Source organism: Rhizobium terrae, assembly GCF_003425685.1.
Lineage (GTDB): Bacteria > Pseudomonadota > Alphaproteobacteria > Rhizobiales > Rhizobiaceae > Neorhizobium > Neorhizobium terrae.
Genome location: NZ_QJKM01000009.1, coordinates 170,135 through 184,237 on the forward strand (window position 1 = coordinate 170,135; position 14,103 = coordinate 184,237).

11 protein-coding genes and 1 pseudogene are annotated in these 14,103 nt (G+C 62.4%); 6 read left to right on the plus strand and 6 right to left on the minus strand.

Going from position 1 to position 14,103, the window contains the following annotated elements:
- Nucleotides 1–182 precede the first annotated feature (182 nt).
- Entirely contained in the window at nt 183–1,136 is a 954-nt protein-coding gene (locus DMO26_RS18320) for a choline ABC transporter substrate-binding protein (protein ID WP_117193594.1), read from the minus strand.
- A 191-nt stretch (nt 1,137–1,327) separates the two neighbouring features.
- On the opposite strand from DMO26_RS18320, the gene DMO26_RS18325 reads away from it, so the two are divergent.
- From DMO26_RS18325 to DMO26_RS18340, 4 genes are all read left to right on the plus strand, one after another.
- Nucleotides 1,328–1,909 (plus strand): thymidine kinase, encoded by a 582-nt coding sequence (locus DMO26_RS18325; protein ID WP_117193595.1) that lies wholly within the window; start codon nt 1,328–1,330, stop codon nt 1,907–1,909.
- Nucleotides 1,910–2,058: 149 nt separating this feature from the next.
- The gene (locus DMO26_RS18330; protein ID WP_117193596.1) at nt 2,059–2,508 is read left to right on the plus strand and encodes a pseudoazurin; all 450 of its coding nucleotides are present in this window, start codon (nt 2,059–2,061) and stop codon (nt 2,506–2,508) included.
- A 97-nt stretch (nt 2,509–2,605) separates the two neighbouring features.
- Nucleotides 2,606–3,565 (plus strand): hypothetical protein, encoded by a 960-nt coding sequence (locus DMO26_RS18335; RefSeq protein WP_117193598.1) that lies wholly within the window; start codon nt 2,606–2,608, stop codon nt 3,563–3,565.
- A 231-nt stretch (nt 3,566–3,796) separates the two neighbouring features.
- Nucleotides 3,797–4,960: a DUF2333 family protein gene (locus tag DMO26_RS18340; RefSeq protein WP_117193599.1), complete on the plus strand. Its 1,164-nt coding sequence runs from the start codon at nt 3,797–3,799 to the stop codon at nt 4,958–4,960.
- Nucleotides 4,961–5,003: 43 nt separating this feature from the next.
- On the opposite strand, the gene DMO26_RS18345 is transcribed toward DMO26_RS18340, so the two are convergent.
- The 3 genes from DMO26_RS18345 to DMO26_RS18355 all read right to left on the minus strand — a co-directional run bounded on the left by DMO26_RS18345 (nt 5,004) and on the right by DMO26_RS18355 (nt 6,847).
- Entirely contained in the window at nt 5,004–5,465 is a 462-nt protein-coding gene (locus DMO26_RS18345) for a PAS domain-containing protein (RefSeq protein ID WP_117193601.1), read from the minus strand.
- A gap of 36 nt (nt 5,466–5,501) precedes the next feature.
- Complete coding sequence (locus DMO26_RS18350; protein WP_404947068.1) at nt 5,502–6,227, minus strand: helix-turn-helix transcriptional regulator; 726 nt, start codon at nt 6,225–6,227, stop codon at nt 5,502–5,504.
- Between the two features lie 158 nt (nt 6,228–6,385).
- The gene (locus DMO26_RS18355; RefSeq protein WP_117193603.1) at nt 6,386–6,847 is read right to left on the minus strand and encodes an Lrp/AsnC ligand binding domain-containing protein; all 462 of its coding nucleotides are present in this window, start codon (nt 6,845–6,847) and stop codon (nt 6,386–6,388) included.
- Between the two features lie 110 nt (nt 6,848–6,957).
- On the opposite strand from DMO26_RS18355, the gene putA reads away from it, so the two are divergent.
- Nucleotides 6,958–10,086, plus strand: a complete 3,129-nt coding sequence (putA, locus tag DMO26_RS18360) for a bifunctional proline dehydrogenase/L-glutamate gamma-semialdehyde dehydrogenase PutA (protein WP_117193604.1) — start codon at nt 6,958–6,960, stop codon at nt 10,084–10,086.
- Between the two features lie 317 nt (nt 10,087–10,403).
- Here putA and DMO26_RS18365 read toward each other — a convergent pair whose 3' ends face one another.
- A complete protein-coding gene (locus DMO26_RS18365) occupies nt 10,404–11,333 on the minus strand; it encodes a hypothetical protein (RefSeq protein WP_117193605.1) in 930 nt (309 codons plus the stop codon).
- Between the two features lie 102 nt (nt 11,334–11,435).
- Nucleotides 11,436–11,609 (minus strand): annotated as a pseudogene (locus DMO26_RS35180) (TIGR00645 family protein); the annotation flags it as partial.
- 219 nt (nt 11,610–11,828) lie between these two features.
- Between DMO26_RS35180 and DMO26_RS18370 the strand changes: the two are divergent.
- Nucleotides 11,829–14,063 (plus strand): TonB-dependent hemoglobin/transferrin/lactoferrin family receptor, encoded by a 2,235-nt coding sequence (locus tag DMO26_RS18370; RefSeq protein ID WP_117193606.1) that lies wholly within the window; start codon nt 11,829–11,831, stop codon nt 14,061–14,063.
- Nucleotides 14,064–14,103: the final 40 nt, after the last annotated feature.

Below are 14,103 nucleotides of genomic sequence, written 5' to 3' on the forward strand. Positions count from 1 at the left end.
TGGCTGCCGCCATCTCCTCCCCGCAGACGGGGAGGAGGGGTGTGCCGCATGGCCTCCTGTCCCTCTCTCCCCAAATACGGCAGCCGGACGGGGCGGGACACGGCGGCTTTCCCGCAGTCGGTTACCGAGCGAAGCGAGTACGGGATTGGGAGCCGGAAGCCCGCTGCCCATCCGATCGGTTCTTACAGCCCGAGCTTGGACTTGACGGCGGCAAGGCCGGGCTTGCCGTCCTTGGTGGTGACGCCGGCGAGCCAGGGGTCGATCGCCGCGCCGTTCTTCTTCAGCCACTTGGTGGCGGCGGTCTCCGGCTCGTCCCCGTCGTTCAGGATGCCGCCCATGACCTGGTTCTCCATCGAGAGCGAGAACTTCAGGTTCTTGATGAAGGCGCCGACATTGGGGCATTCCTGGGTGAAGCCGGCGCGCACATTGGTATAGACTTCGGCGCCGCCGAAATTCGGGCCGAAGATATCGTCGCCGCCGGAGAGATAGGTCAGCTTGAAGTTGCTGTTCATCGGATGCGGTTCCCAGCCGAGGAAGACGACCGGCTCGCCGGCCTTGTCGGCGCGGGCCACCTGGGCGAGCATGCCCTGTTCGGAGGATTCCACCACTTCGAAGCCCTTGAGGCCGAAGGTATTCTTCTCGACCATGCCGAGGATCAAGCGGTTGCCGTCATTGCCGGGCTCGATGCCGTAGATCTTGCCGGCGAGCTTGTCCTTCTTCGCGGCGATATCCTTGAAATCCTTGATGCCGAGTTCAGCGCCCTTGGCGTTGGTGGCGAGCGTGTATTTGGCGCCGACGAGGTTCGGGCCGAAGGATTCGACCGATTTGTCGGTCAGATAAGGGCGCACGTCCGCTTCCTGGGTCGGCATCCAGTTGCCGAGGAATATGTCGATATCCTTGTTCTTGAGCGAACTGTAGGTGACCGGAACCGAGAGGACCTTGACGTCGGTCTGGTAACCGAGCGCCTTCAGGATGACACTTGCGGTGGCGGTGGTGGCGGTGATGTCCGTCCAGCCGACATCGGAGAAGCGGACCGTTCCGCAGGCCTCGGGTTCGGCGGCGGAGGCGCCGGTCGCCAGCACCAGCACGGAGGCTGCGGCGGCAAGCATTGTCTTCAGCGAGGTGGTGATGCGCATGAGTTGCTCCCGTTTTTATGTTCCCGCCATTATCAATATATGCTGAAGCGAGGCAAGCATGCGCATTCGCGGCGGAAACTTGGGTGCATTTGCGACATTTGTGACACGGCCGGAAACCGACACGTGCAGTTTCCTGTGATTTCCGGCGATGCCCGCTTTTCTCGAATCCCGATTCTGACCAGAAGCAGGACATGGCCAAGCTTTACTTTCATTATGCGACGATGAATGCCGGCAAGTCGACCATGCTCTTGCAGGCCTCCTACAACTATCGGGAACGGGGCATGCGCACCGCGATCTTCATCGCGGCGCTGGACGACCGGGCAGGGCAGGGACGCGTCGCCTCGCGCATCGGGCTCTCCTCGGATGCGATTCCCTTCGGGCCGGAAGACGATCTCTTCTCGGCGATCGAAGAGATGCACGGGCAGGAACCGATCGCCTGCGTCTTCGTCGACGAGGCGCAGTTCCTGACGCCCGAACAGGTCTGGCAGCTCGCCCGCGTCTGCGACCGGGTGGGCATTCCGGTAATGACCTACGGGCTCAGAACCGATTTCCAGGGCAAGCTCTTTCCCGGTTCGCTGGAACTGCTGGCGATCGCCGACGAGCTGCGCGAGGTGCGTACCATCTGTTTCTGCGGCCGCAAGGCGACGATGGTCGTCCGGCTGGATGCCGGAGGCGAACTGGTGCGGCAGGGCGCCCAGGTGGAAGTGGGCGGCAACGAGAAATACGTCTCGCTCTGCCGGCGGCACTGGGAGGACCGGATGCGCTGCGACTGAAGGATCCGTCAATCCTTCGTTGACCATGTGAGACGGAAAGCCGCGGCGCCCGCCCAAAATTGACACTGGTCAAAGCTGGCGGGGAGGATGATATCTAAACAGGAGCCGAAACGCCCCGACGGGGCGTCGCTTCCTTGAGGGACTCCCGCATGCGCAAGACCGCCAAACGGACTTTCTGCCTCGCCGCCAGCCTGGCCCTTTTTGCCCTGCCGGCATTGGGGGCCGAGATCGAAGTGAAGATGCTCAACAAAGGCAGCGATGGCCAGGCAATGGTCTTCGAGCCGGCGGCCGTCAAGGTGCAGCCCGGCGACACCATCAGGTTCGTGCCCACCGACAAGGGGCATGACGTCGTGTCGATGCCGGGGCTGCTGCCGGAAGGCGTCGCGGAGATCAAGGGCAAGATCAGCCAGGAGGTTACCTTCACCGCGGACAAGCCGGGTGCCTATGTCTTCAAATGCACGCCGCATTTCGGCATGGGGATGGTGGCGCTGGTCGTGGTCGGCGATGCGCCGGCCAATCTTGCCGCGGTCAAGGACGCCAAGATGCCGAAGATGGCCAAGGATCGCCTGACGGCGGAACTCGCCAAGCTGGGCCTATAAGTTTCCGGCCGCACGGCTTGCATTACCATGGCATAAATCCGCAGCGGCGTTATGCTTGTCTCGACGCGAAAGCGGGTGACGGGAAACCAGGTGGCGGATGTCCCAGGCATTCGACAATGAGATGGAGCGGATCGGCGGAGCGCTGAAGGCGATGCGCGAGGCATGTTCCGCAGCCGCCGCCATGCTTCACAACGTTGCACGCGAGCTTGACCTTCCGCAGGAGGCGCTGCTCGACGCTGAGGAAAAACGGCTGCAGGCGGAGATGCCCGAACGGCAGGCGATCGAGGCGGCGATGGCGCGGCTCGTTGAGGGCGTGGCCGCGGAGACCGGCACCCGCAAGGCGCAATTCGATAATCGAGAACTGCCGACACGCGGCGAGAGGCTGATCGGCTTCATCTCGAAGACCGCGATGCGCCGCCGCCAGCAGGCGCGCTGGCGGGACGGGGCGGCGCTCCGGAAGATCGAGGAACTGTTGCGGCGGGCTGACCGCCTCATCGGGCTCGCCAGCGAGGAACGGGCGCTTCTGGTGGTTGAGCGCAAGGAAAGCGAGAACGATCTCGTGGCCTTCATCGACCATAGGCCTGAGGTCGTCCAAAAGCTGTGCGGCGAGAATGGCGAGGCGATGAAGGGCGTCGAGGCGACGCGCCGCATGGGACGGGCTGTGGCGATTTTCCAGACGTTCGTCGATGCCTTGAACGTGCGCGTCGCGACCTGCAACATTCTCCTTCACAAGCTGACGGCGGATGCAGAAGACCTGCTCATCCTCTATCAGGTCGTCGCAGAGGCGGGACGGCATGATAGAAGTCTGAAAGCGGATGATTTTCCGAACCTTTCTTCGGAAATAACGCGTTTTGCGAACGGCATGCTGACGATCCATGGCCTCGACCGGCGCAGGCAGCGGGCCGACCAGGCCTTCGCAGAAAGGTTCCCTGCCGAGGTGGCAACGGGCTCGACCGTCGAGGTGGAACCGATCAAGGGCCGTTTTCGGTTGCCGCCGGGCTCCGGCTTCGGGGTTCGTACGGTCCTGAAGGAGGCTTCCGACCGGCTGGGTCTGTGAGGAGATCTTCGCGATCCGGCGGCTGCATGCGGCATTCCCTCCAAGGCGGTCGGCGTCGGCGCGGCGCGGAGATGTGCGGCCGGCAGGTGGCCGTTGCCGATCCCTCGTGAGCGGCGTATTGCGATTCTTTTTCCGATGGTTGCGGCGAAACGCTGCGGCCGGTTGTGATCGGCGCGCCGAACACATATGTGTGAGGCGGACCAATCCGATGCCGCCCACAAGGAGACAGCGATGCTCGACCGAATTACCGCCTTCTTCCAGATGATCGGCAATGCCGTCGGGAGAGGGATGGGCCTGCTTATCGCCTGGCTCGTCTGGCCCTTCATGGCGGCGCATGGCTGGTACGGCCGGCGTCACTGGATGGTGAAGGGGCCGATCCTCGCGTTGCTCGTGCTGCTTCTGGCGCTTTACGGCTACTTCTTCGTCCAGACCCAGGTCTGGACCGGCTTCAATCCGAACTTCGTCGACAGCTATCGCTGGTCGCAACGCACCGTGCCGGCCGGCCAGGAACTGTCGGGCATAGCGGCGCCGGCCGGTGGCAATGCCCCGCCTGCGACGGCTGGAACGAACGCCGGCGCACGGCAATGCCAGTCTTCGGCCATCGTCGATGCCGCCGCCGATCTCACCGACATGAACGTCAACCAGAATGCCTGGATCTCGTCGATGCTGCTCTACCGGCTCGGTTTCTTCGGCATCGACTGGGACCACACGCCGTTTCTCGACAACAAGGCCTCGTTCCAGCGCGGCGTCAACCAGGCCGTCAGGCGGACGGCGACCGAACTGGTGGATTCACTCGGCCGCGTACGCGGTACGTCGGGCATCAACAACAATCTGCAGGACGCGCGCGGAAATCTGCAGTTCGATGAGTATTCCTGGTATTTCGGCCTCGATCCGTTCGGCTTCAAGACGCCGACGCCGGCCTATTACCGCACTGCGATCGAGAAGCTCAGAGCCTTCAACGCCGATCTTTCAACCTGCGCCGCGACCTTCGACAGCCGTGCCGACAACCTGATCCAGTTCGTCGACCGGATCGCCAACGATCTTGGCGGGACGGCGGCGATCCTGCGCGAGCGTTCGGAAAACAACAGCGCCGGCTGGTTCGATACGCGCGCCGACGACCGCTTCTGGTTCGCCTATGGCCAGCTCTACGGCTACTACGCGGTGCTTTCCGGCGCCGGCGCCGACTTTTCCCAGGTGATCCGCGAGCGCAATCTCGGTCAGATCTGGAACGAGACGCTTGCCCGGTTCAAGGCGGCGCTGAACGTCCAGCCGGCGATCGTTTCCAACGGCCGCGAAGACGGCCTCATCATGCCGAGCCACCTGGCGGTGATGGGTTTCCACACGCTGATGGTGCGTTCGAACCTGGTAGAAGTGCGCTCGGTGCTGGACCGGTAGAACGGTTTCGTCCAGGCCGGAAACGCTCCGGGCGCCGGGCCGATCAGATGTCCTTCTCGTCGATGAAGAAGGTCACCACAGGGTTCTGGGCGAAAAACTCGTAGGTAATGCCGACGACTTCGCCGCCGGTACCCGGCTTGTCGCGAAATTTTCCCACGGAGCGGACATACTTGTAGTCTTCGTCATCGGCCCTGACGCGGTAGATGCTGTGATAGGTCAGGCGCTGCTGGCTGGCGCGCTCATAGATCTGCATGAGGACCGGCATGTCTTCCGGATGAATGCGCGAGGTGATGGCTACCAGATCCAGCGGGCCTTTCTTCGGTTGTAGGCCGAAGATGTGGCAGACGTCCTCGGTCGCGAAAAAGTGCCCGGTATCCAGGTCGATCCGCCAAAAACCGTAGAACTGGAAGGCCGCGGCAAGGTCTACCACCTCGTCCGCGGAGAGCGGAATTTCGTTATACTGCGTGTTGGAGGGTTTCTCGGTGTATTGAACCCAAGGCGGCAATCTTTTTCTCCCGCGGGCCGGGAGAATCGCCCGACCTTAGATTATGAGTCTCAGCCTTAATGCCTTAGCTACCAACTGGGTGCGGTTGACGCAATCCAGTTTCTTTATCGCGTTGGTCATATAGGCATTCACGGTGTGATCGGAGAGAGACAGGATGCGGCCTATTTCAGCCGAGGTCTTGCCCTGCGCCGTCCAGCGGACGACTTCGAGCTCGCGGCTCGACAGCGGACCTGCGGCGACCGTTTTGACGCTGCGGCGGATCTTGTCGAACACATCGAAAGCATGCAGCGCGATCATGCCGATCTCATTGATCTCGACCTGGCTGAGCCGCGGCCGGATACCATCGAAGCGCAGCATGAAGCGATCGCCGTCAATGGAGTTGAGGGACATGGCAACGCTGGTGATGAGTTCGTAGCGACGTTGCAACTCCTCCATGGCGGCGGGGACTGCGAAACCACGCACGTTCTCCGGGTCGTCGAGCGACCAGCAATAGGGCAGAACCGACCGCGAAGTGACCGGGGCGACGGGGCAGAGCCGCAGCAGGCGCCGTCGATCGAATTCCTGAACATAGGCCGCGGGCAGGGTGGTGTCGACGATCATCCGCGATATCAGCACCTCGTCGGGCGTGGTCGCGGCGAAAAGCGTGACATGGCGGAAGCCGAACTCATGGGCGACGCGCCGCATCGCAGCAAAAATTTCCACCTGCGAATCCGCGGCGGAAATCTCGCTGTTGAGAATCGATTGCCGTTCCAAGGTTATCATGCGGATCAAAAGCTGAGAGAGGTTTATGTTAACGTTAACAAATATACAAATCCGTTTGAATAGCCAGCGAAATTTCGGCCGGCCCTCCGGAAATCCACGGAATATATGACAATCGATCATCTTTATTCCATTAATTCAGAGGGTTAACAAAAGGTAAATTAGACGGGGATATATCCGGTTCCCTTAATTTCCTCCATCACCGCGTAGGTGTGAGTCTCGCGAACGCCCGGAAGAGGGAGAATCACCTGCGAAAGGAACTGCCGGTAGGCTTCCATTCCGGCGACCCTTGCCTTCACCAGATAATCGAAGCCGCCCGCCACCATGTGGCATTCCATGACGTCATCGCTGCGTTTGACGGCGTCCGCGAATGCATCGAAAACGTCGGGCGTCGTCCGGTCCAATTTCACCTGCACGAAGACGAGCAGGTTGCGGCCGAGTTTTTCCGGCGAAAGCTGCGCGCCATATCCGATAATGTATCCTTCGCGGGTCAGCCGCTTGACGCGCTCGGCGGTCGCGGTCGGCGAGAGGCTGACACGGTCGGCGAGTTCGAGGTTGCTCAGGCGCCCTTCTTTCTGGAGGGCGCGGAGGATCTTGCGGTCGAGGCGGTCGATTTCTTTCATGTTTCACGGCTGATTGTTGAAAGTGTAATCTTATATCCGGAGAATACCGCAAAAATCCGTGAAAATCACCAGAGAATTCCCGCTATGTGGGGAATGAAACGGAGACGCCCATGAACCAGAACCAGACGATCCTCGCCGAGCCCCTCATCGCTTTCAACGCACCCTATGCCGGCGACGACGACCGGTTGATCCGGCAGTTCGCCGCGCGGACCAGCTTCACGCCTGCCCAGGATGCGGCGATCGACCAGCGGGCACGCCGGATGATCAATGCGATCCGCGACGGGGCTGGCAAGGTCGGTGGCGTCGAGGATTTCTTGCGCGAATACGGCCTTTCGACGCGGGAAGGGCTGGCGCTGATGGTGCTTGCCGAGGCGCTCTTGCGCGTGCCGGACTCGCTGACCCAGGACCGGCTGATCGAAGACAAGCTGCGCGAAGGCGGCTGGAGCACCCATGAGGCTTCCGGCGAAAGCTGGTTCGTCTCGGCTTCCGCATGGGCACTCGCCGTCTCAGCCCGGGTCATCGGCCCCGGCGAGACGCCGGAAGGAATCCTCCGCGGCCTCGTCAAGCGCGTCGGCCTGCCGACCGTGCGCAGCGCCACAAAGCAGGCGATGCGTTTCCTCGGCCATCATTTCGTGCTCGGCGAAACGATGAAGGATGCCCTGTCGCGGGCCGCCAAGAGCGAGGAGAAGGGCTATCGCCATTCCTTCGACATGCTGGGCGAGGGCGCCCGCACGAGGGAAGACGCCAAGCGTTATTTCCGCTCCTACGCGGATGCGATCCAGTCGATCGGCGCCTTCATGGCGAAGAACGGCAAGGGCAAACAACTGCCCGACCGGATGGGCATCTCCGTCAAATTGTCGGCGTTGCATCCGCGCTATCTCGCCACCCACCGCGATCGGGTGATGCGGGAACTGGTGCCCGATCTTCTCGACCTGGCGCGGATGGCCAAGGAACATCAGCTCAACTTCACCGTCGATGCGGAAGAGGCCGACCGGCTGGAACTGTCGCTCGACGTGATCGCAGCCGTCTTCTCCGACCCGTCGCTCGCCGGCTGGGACGGGTTCGGGTTGGCGATCCAGGCCTACCAGAAGCGAGCGCCGGCGGTGATCGATTACATCGACCAACTCTGCACGACGCTCGGCCGGCGGATGATGGTGCGCCTCGTCAAGGGCGCCTATTGGGATACGGAAGTGAAGCGGACGCAGGAGCGGGGGCTTGAGGATTATCCGGTCTGGACCCGCAAGCCGGCGACGGACCTTTCCTATCTCGCCTGCGCCCAGCAGCTCCTTTCCAAGCGAGCCCGCATCTTTCCGCAGTTCGCGACGCACAATGCCCTTACCGTCTCGACCATCCTGGAGCTTGCCGGACCTGATCGCACCGGTTTCGAATTCCAGCGCCTGCACGGCATGGGAGAGGCACTTTATGACGACCTTCTGGAAAGCAACGACCGGATCGCCTGCCGCATCTATGCGCCGGTCGGCGGCTATCGCGACCTGCTCGCCTATCTCGTCCGCCGCCTTCTGGAAAACGGCGCCAACTCCTCCTTCGTGGCGGTTGCCGGAGACAAGAACGTCGCCGTCGAAAAGCTCCTGGAGCGGCCGGCGAAGCGACTCGGGCTCGATGACGGCATCAGCGCCCGGCACAAGCAGATCCCGCTGCCTTCGGAACTCTACGGCCGCCGCAAGAACAGCGCCGGTTTCGAATTCGGCCACCGCGAAAACCTCGAGCGGCTGATGGCGACGCTCGCAAAGCCGCTGCCGGAGGTGGCTGCCGGTCCGCTGGTCGCGGGCGTGGTTTCAAAGGCCGAGGCGAGGCCGGTCAAGTCGCCGTCGGATCGTTCGAAGGTTGTCGGTACCGTGAAGGACGCGACGCCGGCGGATGTCGATACAGCTTTTGCCGCTGCGGCCAGGGCTTTCAAGGCCTGGTCGCGCCAGCCGGTGGATCTACGCGCCGCCTGCCTGGAACGGGCGGCGGGGCTTCTCGAAGACAATCGCGACCGGCTGCTGGCGCTGCTTGCCGCCGAGGCGGGCAAGACGCTTGACGACGGGATCGCGGAAATCCGCGAGGCGGTGGATTTCTGCCGCTATTACGCCGACAAGGGCCGCGAACTTTTCGGCGTGCCGACGCCGATGCCGGGACCGACCGGCGAGGACAACCGGCATCTGTGGCGCGGCCGCGGCGTGTTCGGCTGCATCTCGCCCTGGAACTTCCCGCTCGCCATCTTCTTCGGACAGATTTCCGCGGCACTGGTCGCGGGTAACGCGGTCGTCGCCAAGCCGGCGCCGCAGACGCCGCTGATCGCGTTCGAGGCCATAAGATTGTTCCATCAGGCCGGCGTGCCGGCCGAGGTTCTGGCGCTGGTGCCCGGTGGCCCCGAGGTCGGGGCGGCAATCACCGCCCACCCGAAACTCGCCGGCGTGGCCTTTACCGGCTCGACGAGGACGGCTCATGCGATCAACCGGGCGCTCGCCGCCAAGGACGGGCCGATCGTGCCGCTGATCGCCGAAACCGGCGGCATCAATGCGATGATCGTCGATGCGACGGCGCTTTCGGAACAGGTGGCGGATGACGTCGTCATGTCGGCCTTCCGCTCGGCCGGCCAGCGCTGCTCGGCACTGCGCCTGCTCTTCCTGCAGGAGGATGTGGCGGACGGCATGCTGAAAATGATCGAAGGTGCTGCGGCCGAGCTCAATCTCGGCGATCCCATCCGGCAGAATACCGATGTCGGGCCGATCATCGACGAGGCCCAGCGCCGGATGCTCGCCGACCACGTGACGGATATGCGGGCGAAGCAGAAGGTACGTTATGCCGGCAAGGTGCCGGAGACCGGCAATTTCTTCGCGCCCCACGTCATCGAACTCGACAATGCTGCGGCGCTGAGCAAGGAAGTCTTCGGCCCGGTTCTGCATGTCGTGCGCTTCAAGGCCAGGGATCTCGACAAGGTGCTCGCCGCGGTCGATGCCACCGGATACGGCCTGACGCTCGGCATCCACAGCCGCATCGAGGCGACCATCCGCAAGGTGACCGAGACGCTGGATGTCGGCAATGTCTACGTTAACCGCAACATGATCGGGGCGGTGGTCGGCACCCAGCCCTTCGGCGGATCGGGCCTTTCCGGCACGGGCTTCAAGGCGGGCGGCCCGGCCTATCTGATGCGGTTTGCCGAGGAGCAGGTGATCTCGGTCAACACCGCGGCGGCCGGCGGCAATGCCAGCCTGATCGCGATCGGGGAGGGGTGAGGACCGGATGGGCAAAGCCCGAGCAATCGCTCCAGCGAACGATTGTAGGGGCAGACGCCCTGAACCCGGCGAAGGGCCGGGAGTCGATGCGGCCGGCAAAACGCTCCGGCGGAGCGTTTTGGGGAGCCGAGCGCGTCGCGGCAAAGTGAGGCGCCGGCAACCGGTGCCTCTGCGCCGCCTTGAGCGTCCAACGCAGGCCGAAGCGCCTCATGCGTCCGCCCGAGGTTCGAACGCCTTCTCCAGCAAGTTCCGTACCCCGGGGAACGACAAGATCGGATTGTTCCGGCCTTCACCACAAATCTCCCGATCGGCGGAATTCACCGCTGATCGCTCAGCGCCGCCAGCAGGTTCGCATAGGTCGGCGCAAGCATGCGAAGTGCATTTGCGGCCGTTGCATCATCCCCGACGACCAGGGGATATTGAAGCGAGCCGACGAGCCTCGCCTGGCGATCCATGATGCCCGCAGCTTCTCGAAGGCCAATCCGAGCCAGGCAGGCGGCTGCATCGGCAGCACGCCGAGCGCCGACCCGAACGGCGAAATGGATCAGGTGCCCTCGCAGGTCTGGATCGGCTCCAGCGTCGATCAATTCGGCAAGACGTTCGGCGGCCTGGCCGTTGCCAAGTGCCGTTGTTGCTGCGTGGGACCCCGCGACCATGGATAGCCATCGTCTGGCGGAGGAGAGGGACCTGCGGATGCTCTCCTCTTCCGGAACGTTCTCCACCTGATGAAAACCGGTTCTCAAGGTGAAAGGGGAGCCGTAGCCAAGGGTTTCAGCCCTCCATGCCTGCATAAAATTACCGAGCGGCAGGGAAGCATAGGGATAGCCCTGCGGGTCGTGCATGATGACGCTGTCTTCTTCCAATCCCATGACGACCACGTAATGATCGGCGCCAATCGGCCCCGTCATGCCTGGCTGATGATGGAGATGGCCCATTTCCACAGGCCCAACCCAGGCGGGGCCGAATGAGAGCGCATCCTTGAGGGTTGCGAATGCAGCTTCGGCGGTCGGACTGCGGATTGTCTGCGAGGTCCAACCGAGGGCGGCGAGAGCGTCTTCGAAGCCTGCTTCCGGTGTCCAGCCGTAGGGATCGAAGAAGGGCAGTGTTCCATTCACCAGCTGCATGCCGAAAGGGCTGCCGGTCGCAAACTCGATGACGGCGACCGACGGCGCCTTCGCGCCGAACATCATGGCGAAGGAATTCGCGTAGCAATAGGGACCTGATCCGATATAGGGAAAATGCGTCATGCGGCTCGTCTCCAGTCAGGTGAAAGAGACACGACAAGAGCGGCAAATTTCCAAAAATTGTCAACGGCTTCGGCGTGCTCCGAAAAGCGTCTTCGAAGCCGCCTACGTCTCCTCGTATTTCTTTGCTTTCGTCCTGGGCATGATGCTTTCCAGCCAGCCGAGCATGACGGCCGAGACGACAAATGCGAGGGGGATGATCGTGTACCACATCAGCTTGCCATCTTCGCACTGATTGGCATTGAGAAAGATCTGCAGGAAGTGGGTCGACGAGATCGCCTCGGGACGTGGCTTTCAGGTCACGGGAAATCACATCGTTAAATTTGAAGAGAAAACTCATGTTTTAATAATTGACAATCAAAGTCATGTTTTCTAATGGCATGAATAAGGCAAATTTTTGCCTCCCGCCACAGTTTCGCCAGATTTGAAGAAGGGTCGCCGCCCTACGGCGCGTGTTCACGCGTCGATGGTTGCGTGCGGCCGCGTGAAAGGACAGTCATGGCCAGCCGCCACTCGCGATCCAGCCTGCTTACCTGCACCGCGCTCGCGGTGCTTTCCCTTGCCTCAGGTGCGGTTGCGCAAGAGGCTGCCTCCCAGCGGGATACGACCCTCCAGCCGATCGTGCTGAAGGGGAAAAGGGTGAACGCGGGCAACGTCGTGGCGGATACGCCACTCGCCAGCCAGACCACGGCGGACGAGATCGCCAAGAAGGAGATCGGCAACGTCAGGGATCTCGGGAATACGACCGAGCCCGGCATCGATTTCGTCGAGAGCCGCCCCGGCGTTGCAGGCGGGATGTTCATCCGCGGCCTTGGCGGTCCCCGCGTGGTGACGCTTGTCGACAATATTCCGATACCGTTCATGAGCAACGATGCGCGTACCGGATCTCAATCGCCGACAACCGGGATCAGCGACGGAAACGACAGCTTCGATTTCTCGTCGCTTTCCACGGTGGACGTGGTTCGCGGCGCCGATTCCAGCCGTATCGGCAACGGTGCCCTCGGCGGCGCCCTTGTTCTTCGCACCTTGGAGCCGGAGGACCTCATCGGCGAAGGTCGTGACTGGGGTGGCGTCGCCAAGCTGACCTATGACGGCGAGAACGACAGCGTCGGCGGTTCCGTTGCCGTCGCCAAGAAGATCCAGAATACGTCCATCCTCTTCCAGGGTGGCCTGAAGAAGGGGCATGAGCGCAAGAACAAGGGTGATGTCGGCGGAGTCTTCACCAGCCGCACCGAGCCGAATCCGGCGGATTTCGACCAGAACAACCTGCTGTTCAAACTGCGGCAGGATATCGAGGGCGGGCACCGCATCGGCTTCACTGCGGAACGTTTCGACAAGCAGATCGACAGCGAACTCAAGACGCTGGCAAACACCGCGCCGGCAACGGCGTTCAACCCCAATGACTATGACGGCTTCGACAACACGCGCCGCGAACGGGTGTCCGTCGATTACGAATATGAAGCTCCGGCCGCAGGCGGTCCTATCGATGCGGCATCGCTGACGCTCTACTGGCAGAAGCTGACCAAGGAAGCGGGGTCGGAAGGTACGCGCAACAGCGGGGCGAGCTATCTGCGCGACAACGACATGGAGGAAAGCTCCTTCGGCATCACCGGAGGCCTGATCTCCCGTTTCGAGACGGGCGACGTCGATCACGAACTGCGTTTCGGCGGGCTTGCATCGATCTCCGACACGACCGGCTTCCTGACGGTAAGCCCGGCAAGCGCCGTCACGTTCTCGCAAGCGGATATGCCGGATGTGGACGGCAGCAAGGTCGGGCTTTACATCGAAGACGAGCTGACGTTCGGCCAGACCGGCTTCACGCTGACGCCCGGTGTCCGTTTCGACTGGTACAAGTACGATCCGAAAACGTCTTCGGGCTTCAACAACAACGCGGGTGTCGGTGTTTTCGGCATGCCTGACGGGCAGGACGGCATGCGGCTTTCGCCGAAGCTGCTTGCCACCTACGACCTGACCCCGGAGGTGCAGCTTTTCGGCCAGTGGTCGATGGGCTTCCGGGCACCGACGGTGAACGAACTCTACGTCAATTTCACCAACCTGCTCGCGGGCAACTATGCCCACATCGGCAACCCGGACCTCAAGCCGGAAACCTCGAACGGTTTCGAAGTCGGCGCGAGCTACAACAGCAACGACCTGACCGCAAAGCTGACGCTCTTCCACAATCGCTACAAGAACTTCATCGACGTGGAAACGATCGTACCGGGTCTTGCCGGCACCACCTTCACGGAGAGGTTCCGCAACCGCGCCCGGGTCAGTATTTCCGGCGTTGAAGTCAGCGCACGCAAGGAACTGGCCAACGGCTTCCATGTGAGCGGCTCGCTCGCCTATGCCTATGGCGAAGACCAGGACAACAACGAACTGATCCGCACCGTAGCGCCGCTCAAGGCGATCGTCGGACTGGGTTACGAAGAGGAGAGCTGGGGCGCGGACCTGACAGGCATTTTCGCAGCCGGCATGGCCGATGACGGGGACGCGGATACTTTCGACGCCCCCGGCTATGGCATCGCGAACCTGACCGGCTGGTGGGAGCCGGAACAGGTCAAGGGGCTGCGCATCCAGGCCGGCATCTACAACATCTTCGACAAGACCTACTACAATGCCCTGTCGGTCCGGAACGTCGATTTCACGCCCACGCCTCCGGGCACGGTTCAGCCGCGGGACTACTATTCGGAGCCGGGCCGGACGTTCAAGATTTCGCTGACACAGCGGTTCTGACCAACACAACCAAACACAAGGGGCGGGGGACGCCTCCGAG

What these genes read in the sequence shown, in the direction of transcription:
- DMO26_RS18320 (WP_117193594.1), bottom strand. Translation starts at nt 1,136, where the DNA reads ATGCGCATCACCACCTCGCTGAAGACAATGCTTGCCGCCGCAGCCTCC.
- DMO26_RS18325 (WP_117193595.1), top strand. Translation starts at nt 1,328, where the DNA reads ATGGCCAAGCTTTACTTTCATTATGCGACGATGAATGCCGGCAAGTCG.
- DMO26_RS18330 (WP_117193596.1), top strand. Translation starts at nt 2,059, where the DNA reads ATGCGCAAGACCGCCAAACGGACTTTCTGCCTCGCCGCCAGCCTGGCC.
- DMO26_RS18335 (WP_117193598.1), top strand. Translation starts at nt 2,606, where the DNA reads ATGTCCCAGGCATTCGACAATGAGATGGAGCGGATCGGCGGAGCGCTG.
- DMO26_RS18340 (WP_117193599.1), top strand. Translation starts at nt 3,797, where the DNA reads ATGCTCGACCGAATTACCGCCTTCTTCCAGATGATCGGCAATGCCGTC.
- DMO26_RS18350 (WP_404947068.1), bottom strand. Translation starts at nt 6,227, where the DNA reads ATGATAACCTTGGAACGGCAATCGATTCTCAACAGCGAGATTTCCGCC.
- DMO26_RS18355 (WP_117193603.1), bottom strand. Translation starts at nt 6,847, where the DNA reads ATGAAAGAAATCGACCGCCTCGACCGCAAGATCCTCCGCGCCCTCCAG.
- putA (WP_117193604.1), top strand. Translation starts at nt 6,958, where the DNA reads ATGAACCAGAACCAGACGATCCTCGCCGAGCCCCTCATCGCTTTCAAC.
- DMO26_RS18365 (WP_117193605.1), bottom strand. Translation starts at nt 11,333, where the DNA reads ATGACGCATTTTCCCTATATCGGATCAGGTCCCTATTGCTACGCGAAT.
- DMO26_RS18370 (WP_117193606.1), top strand. Translation starts at nt 11,829, where the DNA reads ATGGCCAGCCGCCACTCGCGATCCAGCCTGCTTACCTGCACCGCGCTC.